Raw genomic sequence first — 12,262 nt, 5'->3', positions numbered from 1 at the left:
ACCCCGCCCGGCCACCCCGGAGACCGATCCCGCGGTCACTCCGGACACCGCCAGCGGGGTGTCCGCTGCCGGTCACTTCACCCATCTCCAGCCACTTCTGCCCGCGCAGAGGAGATCCCGCCGTGCGTACCACGCCACCCACCAATGACGAGATCGACGCCTGGCTCACCGTCCTGTCCGCTCAGGGCCACCTACACCGTGCGCAGTCCGGCCCGGACGAGAGCTGGACGGTGTGGCGAACACCGTCCAGCACGCCCCACACGCTGCACCACCCCGTCCTCGCCCTCGACTACATCGCCGAACTACTCCGCGCCGTTCGGAGGAACGGTTCGACGGTTCAGACCGTGAGACACCGACGCTGAGACTCCCCACCCCCGCCCGCCGTGAAGGAGACATCACCATGCCCACCACCGCCCGGCACACCGCCCCGAAGCTCTGCGCCATTGATGCGCAGCGCGTGGAACACGCTCTGCGCCTCCTAGCACGGCAATGGACCAGCTGGATCATCCATACGCTGCCTCAACAACTAACTCCCCTGCGCGGATGCGACATCGCCAGGGCGCTGCCATTCATCACCAACGTGTACAAGCCGCTCAACGAGATGCACATCGCGGGGCTGGTCACCCGCACCGGTGACCACACGGACATCTCATACCAACTCACGGCCCGTGGCCATGCCGTCATGCCGGTGCACTTGGCTCTGGAAGAGTGGTCGCTCGCGCACTTCACGCTCGATACCACGGTTGCTGCCGCACGTATTGAGGACGCCGCGCAGCGTCTGCGCCTGCGCCAGTCCACCGCCGCGGTCTGTGCTCTCGACGCAATGGAGCCCGCCGGTCCACGCGACATCGCTGGCGAACTGCACGTAGGAACTGCTCACGTGCAAAGGAGGTTGGCCCGGCTGCAGAGCGATGGTGTCGTCACTCGGACGGGGACCCACCACGGTGCCGGGTACATGCTGACCGACGCCGGTCGGGCGCTGGGCCCCGTGTACGCCGCTGTCGAGGACTGGAGTCGACTCGTCCTCCGGGGTCAGGACGGCGCACGGTGACGATGCCCCCGCCACGCTCCTTGGATACCGCCCACCTGGTCCGCCCGGACGACCAGTCGGCACGAGGCCGAGCAAGCTATACCTTGCGAAACTCCCTGGCCGGACAAGCCGCCGAGGGAGTTTCGCAAGGGCATGCCCCCGTCCCAGGAGAGGCGGGGGAGGTCCGGCACCAGGGGGTGCCGGACCAGGCTGCGACCGGGGGCGGATCGCAGCCGAAGGGGAACGCGCCGCTGAGCGAGACGCGCATGCGCCCGCGCCTACGCCAGTCCCAGCAGCGCGACTGCGTGCGCAGCATCCGCCTGACCACCGACGAACTCGCCGACGTGCAACGTGCCGCCACCACGATGGGCATGCGGGTCGCTGGCTTCCTCGCCGACGCCGCGGTCGCCGTGGCCCGCGCCCAGAACGGTCCGCACACGTGGCTGATGGACCAGCGCACCGTCGTCGAGGAGCTGATGCGCGGGTCCGCCCAGCTCGCCCGGGTCGGCAACAACCTCAACCAGGTCGCCAAGGCGCTCAACAGCGGCGGTGATGCCCCGTACGCCGAGGACGCCATCGCTCGTGTGCTGCGGGCAGCCGCCCGCGTCGAAGCCGCCGCCACCGAGATCGCGAAGCGCTGAAGCCGTGGTCCCCGACATCTCCCTCGGCGGCCGTACCTACGGCCTGCTCGCCTACCTCTACGGTCCCGGCCGCCGTGACGAGCACGTCGACGCGCACCTGGTCGCTTCCTGGCAGCTGGAGCTGGCACCTGACCCCGGCCGCGATCCGGAGGCGACGCTCAAGCAGTTGCAGGAGCGGCTCGATCTGCCGGTGCAGGCGGTGCCGGAGCATCGCCGGCCGAAGCGGCATGTATGGCATTGCCCCGTCCGCACCGATCCGGGCGACCGGCACCTGAGCGACGCCGAGTGGGCAGAAGTCGCACGCCGGGTCGTCCACGCCACCGGCATTGCCGAAGAAGGCGACGACCAAGCCTGCCGCTGGATCGCCGTGCGCCACGCCGACGACCACATCCACATCGTCGCCACCCTCAAACGCCAGGACGGACGCTCCCCACGCCGCCACAACGACTACAACCGCGCCCAGGCCGAATGCCGAGCCATCGAAGCCGACTTCGGCCTCAAGCAACTGAATCCCGGGGACGGCACCGCTGCGAGGCGTCCCACCAGCGCCGAGCGCGCCAAGGCCGAACGCGCAGGCCGCACCGCCACCTCCCGCGAACTCCTGCACGACCACGTCCGCCAGGCCGTGGCCGGAGCCGAGGACGAAACCGAGTTCTTCCGCCGTCTCACCGACGCCGGAGTGCGCATCGACCGGCGCCTCGCGCCCTCCGGCGACGTGCTCGGATACAAGGTGGCCCTTCCCGGCGACCGCAACCGCGCAGGCGAGCCGATCTGGTTCCCCGGCTCCCGCCTCGCCCCCGACCTCTCGCTCCCGAAGATCCGCCAACGCCTCGGCCCCGCGGAAGAAGACGAAGACGAGCCAACCGTCAGCCGACCTCGTCAGGGTGGGTCCCCGGCACGGGCTCGCCGCGAAGCCACCGGCATCGTGGACCGCACCAACTTCGTCCTCACCGACGACGATGAAGCTGAGGCTGCCGCGCGCCTCTCCGGAGTTGGTGAGGTCCTCGACGCGCTCGCCCAGACCTCTCCGGCCTCCACCCGGCAGCAGGTGACCGAAGCAGCCCGCGCCTTCGAACGCGCCACCCGATGGCACACCCGCGCCGAACGCGCCGACGACCGCGCCGTCCGCTCCGCCGCGCGCGGCATCATCCGAGCCGGCAACGCCCTGGGACGAGGAGAAGACGGCGGCGCGACCGCCATGCTCCTGTCCACCCTGGTCCTGGCCACCGTCGCCGCCGCCCGCTGGCACGCCGCCCGCCAGCACGCCCAGCAAGCCGCCGCCGCCCGGCAAGCCGCCGACCAACTCCGGACGGCCTACCGCACCGCCGCGACCGCGCCGATGCGGGCGATGCGTGCCCAGGGGCACCGCCTGCCCGAGCGCGTGCGGACCCGCCACTCCGGCACCGTCGAAGCCGCCCTTCCCGACCAGGCCGACCGCCTTCGCCGCGAGCGCGGCTGGGACGCCCTGGTCGCCACCCTCGACCAGGCCGAGCGCGCCGGGCACGACCCCCGCACCCTGCTGCAGCAGGCTGTCGAATGGCGTGAGCTGGACACTGCCGACCGCGTCACCGACGTCCTGGTCTGGCGGCTACGCCACCTCGGTCGTCTCCCGGCGGACGTACCGCGAGCCCGTACCGGCACACGCACCACCAAGCAGCAGCACCAGCCAGCACGGCCACACACCACCGCGCCGACGCGGAACCCGACCTCGCCCGATCACCGGCCGAGGCGCTGAAGACACCGCACAAAGTGCTGGACGATGCAGACCTTGCCTGTTAGGGCTGGTCAGAGGAGAACAAGGAGCCGATACACATGCCCACCAAAGACCTCCAGCAGCCCAGAGCCATCCGGCCGGAGACGCTGTCCGGCGACGACCCCCTCCTGCGACTGCAAGCAGAGAGCGAACCGGACGACTCCATCCGGATACGGACCACCCTCCGCTCCGATCCGATCACCATCACCGGCATCACCGTGATGTGTCCCCAGTGTGGCGCCCGCCGGGACTGGTTGGTCATCTGCGACGTACCCGGCCGCATCTTCCTCCGCTGCCGCTGCGCCCACCAGTGGCACGAGCCCGAGCTGACCCGCGCCGACTTCAACGCCATGGTCAGCGAAGGCGGCCAGAAGTACCCGAGCCTCGAAGCCGTCGCACGAGACACTGGGCACGACGGCACGCTGGCCGGTACCTATCTTCCTCATGACCTCAACGCTGGCGCGTGTGGGTAATGCCCAGGGGCGAGTTACCAGGGCCGGAACACCAATCACATGGGCGGCGGCGCGAACGTCACGTCAGCGATACGGTTCGCCAGGAACTACCACGGGGAGACGAGGCGACTCGGCAGCAGGCGGTGGATCTGCTGTGACACTGGCCCGTGTCGATCCTGACAAGCGCCCCGAGGCGATCGCCGTCATCGAAGCGTTGGAGGCCACTTCCGTCTACGACGACGAGGGCTGCCCCGGCGGGGCAGCCCTCGTCGTCGTAGACGGCGTCAGCGTGAGTCGAGCAGCATGTTGGCGAGGCGGAGAGCGTCCTTCGCCAGGGACATCGCCGCATGAAGGCCAAGGACTTCATGCAGGGTGGGGTGGACGACGCGGGTCCATTTGCCGCAGAGAGACGGCCACCGGGCCAGCGTCACTTCACCGTTGGCAAGGCCGAGACGAGCTGACACCTCCGTCGTGGCATTGGGCTTCGGAGACCAACTCAGCAACACATAGCCGTCGGGTACAGCGGTTCCGTGCCGCAGCCAGGACACCGGGATCGGCGCGTTCGCGTCGGCGGGAGCATGCCTCACGAGGGCGCCCCGCGCCCATGCGGGCATGGGGCGCGAGACGCTCTCGGCCAGGGAGGGATGGTCCTCCGCCCCTGGGATTGCTTCCGGCGGGTGAGGGCGCCAGAGCGCGGCGCTCACAGGTCCTCCTTTGTCGCATACGAGTTGACGGTGTGGCCGAGGGCCCGTGACGCGGCGGGACGAGTGGCGTCACGGGCCCTCGGGGAAGATTCACGACCAGGCCAGCTCGGTGCGGACAGCCAAGGGGAGGTATCCCTCCTGGCCGTTCTCCGCGATGTAGACCACGGTGCTGGGTCCGTCGGCCACGGTGACGACCTGGCTGATGCGGTGGGCGAAGGGCCAGTCGGGGTTGATGGCGAGGAAGACCGGCTGGTCGTAGTCGAGGGTCTGCAACTGGTGGATCAGTTGCCCGACCGTGAGCGTGCGGGACATGAGTACCTCCGTGATTGCTGAGGCGTGGGGGACATGAGTACCTCCGTGATTGCTGAGGCGTGGGGCGGGGCAGCGGCTGGGGCCTCCAAGGACGTCAAGGCGCGGGTTGGGGGCGTCAGATGCACTCGCACCAGCGGCCCTGGTACGCGATGAGCGCGGCGAGGAATCCGGCGACGGCATGCGCGGGGACGTCATCACCGAAGGTGGTGCTCCACGCACGACGACCGTCGGGGCCGTGGACGCTGATGTGCCACAACTCGCCGAAAGCGGCCTCCGGGCTCTCGGGCAGGAACTCGACGAACACCCGCCGGTCGGGACTGGCGCAATAGACGTTGGCCTTGGAGTCGTCGACCGTGTCCCAGCCGCAGTTGTGCAGCAGTCGGAGAACGGGGTCCGCGCAGGTGCATTCGAGCAGCCACTCGCGCTCGGCGGAGGCAGGGTGAGCCAGTGTAGGAGCGTTGGACGTCATGAGGATTCCCTTCGTTGACCTGCGGTTTTTCGAGGTGTCCGTACGTTGACTTGGAATCGGGCCGTCATTCCAGTCCGTGGGGCGGGTTTGTGTCTGCCGCAGGCGAACTTGGCGGGTGGAAGGACGGATGGACTCCTCGTACGGGAATGATTCGGTCGCCCCGGGGGCTGAGTCCGGGGCGACCGATGACGAAGGGGGCAGACGTGGATGTGGACGAGCAGCGCCGGTTCGACGAGAGCGTTGACGACGCCGAGGCCGCCTCTGTGGGACGGGCTCGTGCAGCGGCCGGGGGCCGGATCGAGCTGACGGTTGAGGAGTTGGCCGAGGCTCTCGGCCGCCCCCAGCCGCCCGCCTCCTCGGCGCCAGGTGCGTCCGGACCGTGAGCGGTCGGGAGTGAGCTGCCCCCTGCCACGTCGGTGACCGTCGCCTCGGAGCACACCGGCGCCCGCCCCTGGTCAGGGGAGGCCGGGGCGGGCGCGGTTGCGGGCGGGGGTTCTGTCGCGGGGCATGTGGGTCACTGGGTGCGGGAGGGGTGGGAGAGGGCGGTGATGTAGGCCGGTACTCGCGGATGTGACTCGGGAGGGTGCGAGAACAGCCCCGTCGTAGCTGGAGCGGCAGGCGAGCGCTGGCGGGCGGCGTGCGCCCGGTTCGCCTCGGCACAGGGCTGGTTGGATTGCACCGTGACTTCCGTTGCCTGGCTGCGGCGGCCGAAGTCGTGCAGCTCGGCGTGCACCGGGCCCAGCCCTTGTGCGGCGGAGGTGAGGTCGTAGGCGAAGTGCTCATCGGGGCCGAGGCGGGTAACGAGACCGTCGTGGAGGAGCTGCTGGGTGCGGTAGTGGAAGGACCCGGTCGCCAGTCCGGTGGCCTCGCGCAGAGTGCCCGGTCGCAGCGGGCCGCGCTGTTCCAGCGCAGTGAGTACTTGAAGGGCGCCCTTTCCGCGTAGCCGTGACAGCGCGTCCTCGACCCGGTCGGCCCGCGTCCATGTCGTGGAGTCCACCTCGAAGTGCCGCGCGTGCTAGGACGCGAGAGCGCGGCGGACGGCACGACTGTCCTGACCCAGGCGTGAGGCCGTGTAGCGGCCACGCTCGGGCTTGGTGAGCAGGCCGCTGGAGTGCATGCGCAGCAGGACTTGGTGGAGGGTGGGCGTGTTCAGCCACGGCATGGCGGTGGCCAGCTGCTGCGTCCGCAGCGGTCCGCGTTCATGGAGGGTTTCAAGCGTCCAGGAGGTCCACAGCGGCGCGAGTACGCCGACGGCGTGGCGTACCGGCTCCATGTTGGTGGGGTGGTGCTGCATGTGTTTCTCCGGGAAGTGGTCAGCGCCGCGGACGGGAAGCCGTTTGCGCGGGATTGCCGGTTCGGGGCGGGGAGGCGTGCGTGACGCCCGGCTGCGGCCGGGGGTGTGTGGTGCGGATACGGGCGGCGTGGGCTCGCGCCGCACTGGGCTGTCCGTGCGTGGCCCGGTGCACGGCGGCGGTGACCGCCGCCTGCTTCACATCCAGCGGAGTAGGAGCGCCGGACCGCGATTGCGTCTTCGCCTCCACTGGTTCGAGCCGGACGAGGTGCTCGACGTCCCGGTGGATCATGTGCCGCTCGCGTACGACGGGGGCGGGATCGCTCATGGCGACAGCGGTGGCAGCGATGAGGTGGGAGGGGGTGCCGGAGGTGAATGTCGCCTCCGCGCGGGTGCTGCTGCCCGGCCGCCCCGCCCACAACAGCACTTCCTCGTCATGGCTGCCGTAGCTTTGGGTGTCGATGAACGCCCCGGCCTTCCGGTCGGGAGCGAGGAGTTCCACCGTGCCGGGATCGGCCGTCCTCAGCCTCTCCCAGTTGGCGTCGAGCAGGGGCTGGACGCTGTCGGCCCAGTACATCGACGGCGATGTGAGGAAGGTGTCGCTGTCGGGAGCCCAGTCGCGGGCGAGTGCTGAGGTGAGGCCCGCGACGATCTCAGGCGGGAAGGTGTCGTTGAAGGTTGCCTCCCACCGGGGCGGGGAGACGGGATCCTCGGCAGCGGTGATCTTCCACAGGTCGAAGTCGTCACCGAACCAGCCGATCTTGATCCGGTGGTCCGGGGAGGTAACCAGCAACTGGCATGGGCCCTCGTCGAGGGAGTGGTGCGGCCAGTGGCCGACCGGCTCGAACCCGGGGTCGCCGCAATAGCTGGATCCGGCGAGGTAGCGCGGGGTGACCCGGTACTCGCGCCAGCGGGCGTCGTCCGGCTCGTCAGACATGAGAAACGTTCCTCCACAGGGTGTGCATCAGCGCACGCGCCGGTAACGCGGCTGCGGTGCGGCGGTCTCGGGCACCGGTGAGCCCGATGCGGGCTGGAAGTGTCCGGGGTGGACGGAGCGGGCCCGCGCGGCGTGGGCCCGGCGGGCGTGTGGATCAGTGCCCGTGTGCTGGCGTTCGCGCTCCAGCCGACGCGCTGCCGCGCGGTAGGCGGCGTGGTCCTGCCGCTCGCCCACGGCCAGCAGGTAGATCTCCCGCTTGTGCTGGGAGGAGTTGGGGGCGTCGCGGTACTGGATGACCATCCGCCAGCGGGTCTCGGGATCGACGTAGACCTTGTGGCAGCCAGCCAACTCCCGTTGCAGCGCGGCACCTCGTTCGTTGCCGTGCACCAGGTGCTGCAGCTCCAGCAGCGCCAGGTCCCGGATTTTCTCCGGGACGTCGCGCAGGTCGGCGAGGGCCTCGGGGTGGGCGGCGAAGGCATACCTGGCGCTCACGAACGCCCTCCCCTCGACCGGGCTACACGTGTGCCGGGCGGCTGTGGCTCCCTTGGTCGGGCCGGGCTCGCGCCCACGGTGGTGCTGGTGGTGGTCTGGGTGCGCGCGGCGGCGGCTCGGCGCCCGAGCGTGCTGGGCGGCTCGGGCACCGACGGCAGTGGCCCGTCGATGCGGTAGCTCGGGGCCTTCATGCCGCCTGCCCGTACGCAGCGGGGTCGGGGGCGGACAGCAGACGGTGGTTGGGCCGGGCCGGGCTGGTGGTGCACGCGCTGAACGGTCCGTCCGGCGCGCGCAGTTGCAGCAGTGTGGGGTCGAGGTGGTCGCGGTGCCACAGGGCTGGACCGGCGAGCCCGGCTTCGGTGTCCGTGAACTGCTGCCAGGCCAGCCACAGCGCGTGCAGGCGGGCGACGGACTCGGGATGCTCGGTCCACCTCGGGCACCAAGGGCGGGTGGAGGTGATCTCGCGTCCGTAGACCGGCAGCAGCAGGTCGTCCACCCAGACCTTCAGCGCCGCCAACTCCTTGGCGTACGCCGTGCCAGCCAGTGCCAGGATGAAGACGGAACCAGCCTCGGCCTCGCCGTCCCCGCCGCCTGACCCACTGGCGGTTGCCCGGCCGGGCTCTTCCTCCTCGCCGTCCTGTGGGGACGGCCGCTCGTCGGTGAGCCGGGCGAGGGTCTCGCCCTGTTTGCGGGTCTCGGCGACCAGACCGCTGACCATGGAGACGAGGTCGTCCAAGTCGTGGTCCGGTATCCGTACCGGCTCGTTCTCGTCGGCGGACTCCGACATCGAAACCCCTTCGCGTATCGGGTGTTGGGGCATCGATGATCCGGAGAAAAGAGAGTTTGGCCCGGCCGGGAACCGGGTGTAGAAGGGCGGCTCAACCGCCTGAGCAGTGGCGGCAGGTGGCCGTGGGCGGTGCGAGAGTCCGCAGTGCCTGGATGGCCTGGTGCGGTACGACGCCGTTGCCCAGCGCCGTGAGTTGGGCGGGCCGTCCCAGTCCGGGAGTGGCGGTTACCCAGCCGTCGTCAAGGCCTTGCATCCACTCCACGAACCGCGGGCTGAGACGGCCCGCGTCGTCGGTCGGCGCCGGTGCCGGACGGGTGAGCCTCTCCCACCGGGCGATGGCGTCGCCGTACCGTCCCCATTCCCTGGGGCCCTCTTGGTCAGCGTCGAGGCGTCGAACAGGGTGGGAGGGGGCGTCGCCCGAACGCGGGCGGTGGTGGCCCGGCTGTTCAGTTGAGCGGCTGCCGAGGGAAGTGTCAGGTCGCCGTTGCCGTGGCGCTGGCGTGGTGAGCCCTTGATTCCGTCGGATGCCTTCGGAGTCGGCAGCAGCCACTCGATCTCGTCCGCGAGGTTCGGGCCGTGGCCGCCCGCCTTGCGTTTGGAGGGGTGCTGGCTGCCGCCGTTCGAGGCGATGTTGCTGGTGGGAGTCTTCAGCAGCGGCGTCTCGGCGCCAGGCGGTGAGGAAGAGGCGTTCCCTTCGGTGCGGGGCGCCGACGTCGCTGGCGCGTAGCACGCACCAGCGCGCATCACGCCCGAGGTCGGCCAGGGACCCGAGTACGGCACCGAGTGCGCGCACAGCAGGCTGGTCTGCGGGGTCTCCCACACACCACGGGCACAGTTCCAGGTCGCCAGCGGTAGCGGCGGGGGAGGTGAGGATGCCTCGTACGTTTTCGATCACCACTAGGCAGGGGTCGAGGGCGTCGATGGCACGCACCACGTGGTGCCACAGGCCCGAGCGGTTTCCTTCCAGCAGGCCGGAGCGACGTCCGGCTACCGAGAGGTCTTTGACAGGGGAAGCCCGCGGTCAGGACGCAGACCTTCGGCACGTCAGCCCAGTTGACGGTGGTGATGTCGCCGAGATTGGGCGTTCCGGGCCAGTGGCGGGCGAGGATGCGGGAGGCGCCGGGGTCGCACTCGGCGTGCCAAGCGAGGGTGCCTCCCAGAGCGCTCTGGACGCCCAGGTCGAGGCCGCCGTAGCCGGAGCACAGACTCCCGATCAGCCGATCGCTCTCGCCCGCCGCCAGGTCATTGCGCACGCTCAGCTCCCCGGGAGGCGCGGGTGTTCTTGTACGGGCGCGGCCGTGTGGGTGTCACCGTGTTCGCCCCGGTCCCTGTGTGGGGGCGGAGCGTGGTGGTGCTGAAGGCGCTGCCGGTGCGTGGGAGCGGTCGGTGACCCGCTGTGTCGTACGGCTGCGGGCAGCCCTGGTCCGGGGCGGGGTGCCGTCGAGGTGCTCGGCGACCGTCCGCAGACGCTTGGCACCCTCGGCGAGGCTGTCGCGGGCCCAGTCGAGGCGGTCCTGGATGGCGGCGAATCCATGTTCTCGCGCGTCGCGCAGATCCGGACTGTCCGGTCGGTCTTGGTAACGACGCTGAAAGCCCAGTAGGGCATAGGCGTTGCTGTAGCTGGCCACCGCATCCCCTGCCTGCTGCGCCGCGTCCGTGTAGGCACCTATGACCTGGTCGAGGACGGCTCGGGGCCTGGACTCGACGGACCGGAAGAGGACTTCGTCGGACAGGTCCCGCACCAGGCCGGTGAGGTCTGCCAGTTGCTTGGAGGCTCGTGCCAGATCGGGTTGATCAGCGGGAGAGGACGGCACGGTGATGCCCGCGCGGAGCTGTTCGGTCCTCTCGGCCATGAGCAGGAGCCAGGACTGCTCGGCTTCGGCGCGCGCGTTTGCGCCTGTCACGGGGAACTCCTTCGGGATCGGTGGACACGGACGGTGGGTGCGGGGGTGGCCATACTGGAGGGCGCCTTGTTTTCGGCGTGGGGTGCGGGGCTGCGGGCGCGAGCGGCGGCGGCACGGGCCGGAGGGGGTACGCCCAATGGCGTCGTCGTGGCCTCCTCCGGCTCGCGGCCGGTATCGGCGGCGGCCCGGCGGTGGCGTACCTCGTCGAGCGGGGTGAGGGCGTGCAAGGCGTGGCTGATGAGCTGGCCGGGCGCGCGGGTCTCGTCGTCGGCCAGGTCGCGGACGTGCCGAGCGGAGGTGGCGGCTGTGCGCAGGAGGGAGGAGTCGAGGACCTGCTCGCCGAAGTAGCCGACCGAGCCCGCGACGGGAATCTCACAGATGCGGCGAACGCGCTCGGCATCCAGCGAGCCGTCAGCGAGGGCGCCTCGGCGCTGGCACTCCCACAGCACCGTCAGCGCGTCCACGGGCTCGCCCCGGTGCTGCAGCGCCCCGAGCGCGCGATAGACCTGCCGGTGCCCGGAGTCGGCGAAGTCCTCGGGGCGGAGCCAGCCGACGATCTGGGACAGCTGGTCGGGATGGGCGATCAGCGCTCCGAGGAGGAACTCCTCGTCGGCCAGCACCCGCTCCTCGACCTGCCCCGGAACCTGGGCCGCTACTCCCCCGGGGGCCATGCGGGGTTGCGCGGGGCGAGGCTCGGTGCCCCAGCGTCGTGCGAGGTCGCCGAGCACGTCGTTCAGGACCCGGGCGTGGTGCACGGTCTCGGCGACGCCGCTGCCGCGGAGTGCGTCGGCGCGAGCGGCCTGGTGCAGGCGGATGGCGTGCTGGGTGACACTGCGGTGAATGGCGCCCTCCAGCACCATCCGTCCGTAGACCGGCGCGTGCGCCGAGCGCGGACAGGCGGCGACCAGCGAGTGGACGAACGCGGTGGTGATACCGCGCGTGCCCGTACTCGCTTCCCGGTGTATGTCGTTCAGCCAGACCAGAGGGGCCGACCCGTCGGGCGGAGCCTTCGTCGCCGGGTGGCCACCATCGCGGAGGGTGAGCATCGCGGCGTAGAGCGCGGAGTGCGCGGGCCGGTAGAAGTGCTCGGGGCGAAGCCAGCCGGACAGGCGGCCGAGCTGGCGCGGCTCCAGCAGCACCGCGCCCAGGACCGCCTGCTCGGCCTGGAGTAGCGGCGTCACCCCAGCCCCTGGTCGGGTTCACCACGCATGAGCTGGGCGACGGCACGGTTCGCGGCGTCCATGTCGGCCGCGAGGAGATCCAGCTCATGTGTCAGCGCGGGGTCGTCGGCGGGGATGGTGCCGCCGGGGGCGGTCAGCCACCATCGCTCGCCACGGCGGACGGCGGGGGTGTCGGCCAGTCGCTCGGAAGGTTGGACGGTGGCCCAGGAGGGGCCGGGGCAGTTCATCAGGTACCTCGACGGGAGGAGAGGGGCGGGCATAAGGGCGTGGTGGCGAGGCCCGGTCGTCTCGTCGCGGTGCGGTGGGAGC

19 protein-coding genes and 1 pseudogene are annotated in these 12,262 nt (G+C 70.6%); 7 read left to right on the top strand and 13 right to left on the bottom strand.

Going from position 1 to position 12,262, the window contains the following annotated elements; genetic code table 11:
- Positions 1 to 122: 122 nt before the first annotated feature.
- The 5 genes from J2Z30_RS02880 to J2Z30_RS02860 all read left to right on the top strand — a co-directional run bounded on the left by J2Z30_RS02880 (position 123) and on the right by J2Z30_RS02860 (position 3,897).
- A complete protein-coding gene (locus J2Z30_RS02880) occupies positions 123 to 362 on the top strand; it encodes a hypothetical protein (protein WP_044576324.1) in 240 nt (79 codons plus the stop codon).
- Between the two features lie 38 nt (positions 363 to 400).
- Positions 401 to 1,051, top strand: coding sequence for a winged helix-turn-helix transcriptional regulator (locus J2Z30_RS02875; protein WP_052701621.1), 651 nt, complete (start codon positions 401 to 403; stop codon positions 1,049 to 1,051).
- A gap of 284 nt (positions 1,052 to 1,335) precedes the next feature.
- Positions 1,336 to 1,671 (top strand): plasmid mobilization relaxosome protein MobC, encoded by a 336-nt coding sequence (gene mobC, locus J2Z30_RS02870; RefSeq protein ID WP_308279661.1) that lies wholly within the window; start codon positions 1,336 to 1,338, stop codon positions 1,669 to 1,671.
- 4 nt (positions 1,672 to 1,675) lie between these two features.
- On the top strand, positions 1,676 to 3,406 hold the full coding sequence (locus tag J2Z30_RS02865) for a relaxase/mobilization nuclease domain-containing protein (RefSeq protein WP_044576328.1): 1,731 nt from the start codon (positions 1,676 to 1,678) through the stop codon (positions 3,404 to 3,406).
- 77 nt (positions 3,407 to 3,483) lie between these two features.
- On the top strand, positions 3,484 to 3,897 hold the full coding sequence (locus tag J2Z30_RS02860) for a hypothetical protein (RefSeq protein ID WP_044576330.1): 414 nt from the start codon (positions 3,484 to 3,486) through the stop codon (positions 3,895 to 3,897).
- A gap of 263 nt (positions 3,898 to 4,160) precedes the next feature.
- On the opposite strand, the gene J2Z30_RS02855 is transcribed toward J2Z30_RS02860, so the two are convergent.
- The 3 genes from J2Z30_RS02855 to J2Z30_RS02845 form a co-directional block, all read right to left on the bottom strand.
- On the bottom strand, positions 4,161 to 4,580 hold the full coding sequence (locus tag J2Z30_RS02855) for an immunoglobulin domain-containing protein (protein ID WP_308279660.1): 420 nt from the start codon (positions 4,578 to 4,580) through the stop codon (positions 4,161 to 4,163).
- Between the two features lie 90 nt (positions 4,581 to 4,670).
- Entirely contained in the window at positions 4,671 to 4,892 is a 222-nt protein-coding gene (locus J2Z30_RS02850; RefSeq protein WP_044576332.1) for a hypothetical protein, read from the bottom strand.
- Between the two features lie 115 nt (positions 4,893 to 5,007).
- Positions 5,008 to 5,361 (bottom strand): SPDY domain-containing protein, encoded by a 354-nt coding sequence (locus tag J2Z30_RS02845; protein WP_044576335.1) that lies wholly within the window; start codon positions 5,359 to 5,361, stop codon positions 5,008 to 5,010.
- A 185-nt stretch (positions 5,362 to 5,546) separates the two neighbouring features.
- Between J2Z30_RS02845 and J2Z30_RS02840 the strand changes: the two genes are divergently transcribed.
- Positions 5,547 to 5,744: a hypothetical protein gene (locus J2Z30_RS02840; protein WP_044576337.1), complete on the top strand. Its 198-nt coding sequence runs from the start codon at positions 5,547 to 5,549 to the stop codon at positions 5,742 to 5,744.
- A gap of 131 nt (positions 5,745 to 5,875) precedes the next feature.
- On the opposite strand, the gene J2Z30_RS49285 is transcribed toward J2Z30_RS02840, so the two are convergent.
- The 4 genes from J2Z30_RS49285 to J2Z30_RS02825 are packed head-to-tail and all read right to left on the bottom strand — an operon-like array spanning position 5,876 to position 8,081.
- Complete coding sequence (locus J2Z30_RS49285) at positions 5,876 to 6,358, bottom strand: hypothetical protein (RefSeq protein WP_245387440.1); 483 nt, start codon at positions 6,356 to 6,358, stop codon at positions 5,876 to 5,878.
- A gap of 18 nt (positions 6,359 to 6,376) precedes the next feature.
- The gene (locus J2Z30_RS49280; RefSeq protein WP_245387439.1) at positions 6,377 to 6,655 is read right to left on the bottom strand and encodes a hypothetical protein; all 279 of its coding nucleotides are present in this window, start codon (positions 6,653 to 6,655) and stop codon (positions 6,377 to 6,379) included.
- Positions 6,656 to 6,674: 19 nt separating this feature from the next.
- On the bottom strand, positions 6,675 to 7,589 hold the full coding sequence (locus J2Z30_RS02830) for an SPDY domain-containing protein (RefSeq protein WP_044576339.1): 915 nt from the start codon (positions 7,587 to 7,589) through the stop codon (positions 6,675 to 6,677).
- Between the two features lie 27 nt (positions 7,590 to 7,616).
- Positions 7,617 to 8,081: a hypothetical protein gene (locus tag J2Z30_RS02825; RefSeq protein ID WP_044576340.1), complete on the bottom strand. Its 465-nt coding sequence runs from the start codon at positions 8,079 to 8,081 to the stop codon at positions 7,617 to 7,619.
- A gap of 30 nt (positions 8,082 to 8,111) precedes the next feature.
- Here J2Z30_RS02825 and J2Z30_RS02820 point away from each other — a divergent pair, with 30 nt between their 5' ends.
- Entirely contained in the window at positions 8,112 to 8,258 is a 147-nt protein-coding gene (locus J2Z30_RS02820) for a hypothetical protein (RefSeq protein ID WP_209468520.1), read from the top strand.
- A 10-nt stretch (positions 8,259 to 8,268) separates the two neighbouring features.
- On the opposite strand, the gene J2Z30_RS02815 is transcribed toward J2Z30_RS02820, so the two are convergent.
- From J2Z30_RS02815 to J2Z30_RS02795, 6 genes and pseudogenes are all read right to left on the bottom strand, one after another.
- Positions 8,269 to 8,868, bottom strand: a complete 600-nt coding sequence (locus tag J2Z30_RS02815; protein WP_044576342.1) for a DUF4913 domain-containing protein — start codon at positions 8,866 to 8,868, stop codon at positions 8,269 to 8,271.
- Between the two features lie 91 nt (positions 8,869 to 8,959).
- Positions 8,960 to 9,835 (bottom strand): DNA cytosine methyltransferase, encoded by an 876-nt coding sequence (locus J2Z30_RS02810; protein WP_281062636.1) that lies wholly within the window; start codon positions 9,833 to 9,835, stop codon positions 8,960 to 8,962.
- Positions 9,836 to 9,938: 103 nt separating this feature from the next.
- Positions 9,939 to 10,121, bottom strand: a pseudogene (locus J2Z30_RS51260) (hypothetical protein); the annotation flags it as partial.
- 54 nt (positions 10,122 to 10,175) lie between these two features.
- The gene (locus J2Z30_RS02805) at positions 10,176 to 10,772 is read right to left on the bottom strand and encodes a hypothetical protein (protein ID WP_052701622.1); all 597 of its coding nucleotides are present in this window, start codon (positions 10,770 to 10,772) and stop codon (positions 10,176 to 10,178) included.
- A complete protein-coding gene (locus J2Z30_RS02800; protein WP_044576344.1) occupies positions 10,769 to 11,953 on the bottom strand; it encodes a DnaB-like helicase N-terminal domain-containing protein in 1,185 nt (394 codons plus the stop codon). Before J2Z30_RS02800 ends, J2Z30_RS02805 begins: the two co-directional genes overlap by 4 nt.
- Positions 11,950 to 12,180, bottom strand: a complete 231-nt coding sequence (locus tag J2Z30_RS02795; protein WP_044576346.1) for a hypothetical protein — start codon at positions 12,178 to 12,180, stop codon at positions 11,950 to 11,952. The genes J2Z30_RS02800 and J2Z30_RS02795 overlap by 4 nt, the downstream gene beginning before the upstream one ends.
- Between the last annotated feature and the right edge of the window lie 82 nt (positions 12,181 to 12,262).

This window comes from Streptomyces iranensis (assembly GCF_017874715.1).
Lineage (GTDB): Bacteria > Actinomycetota > Actinomycetes > Streptomycetales > Streptomycetaceae > Streptomyces > Streptomyces iranensis.
Note: the sequence above shows the minus strand (reverse complement) of the source record. Positions and strands in the feature narration are given on the sequence as shown.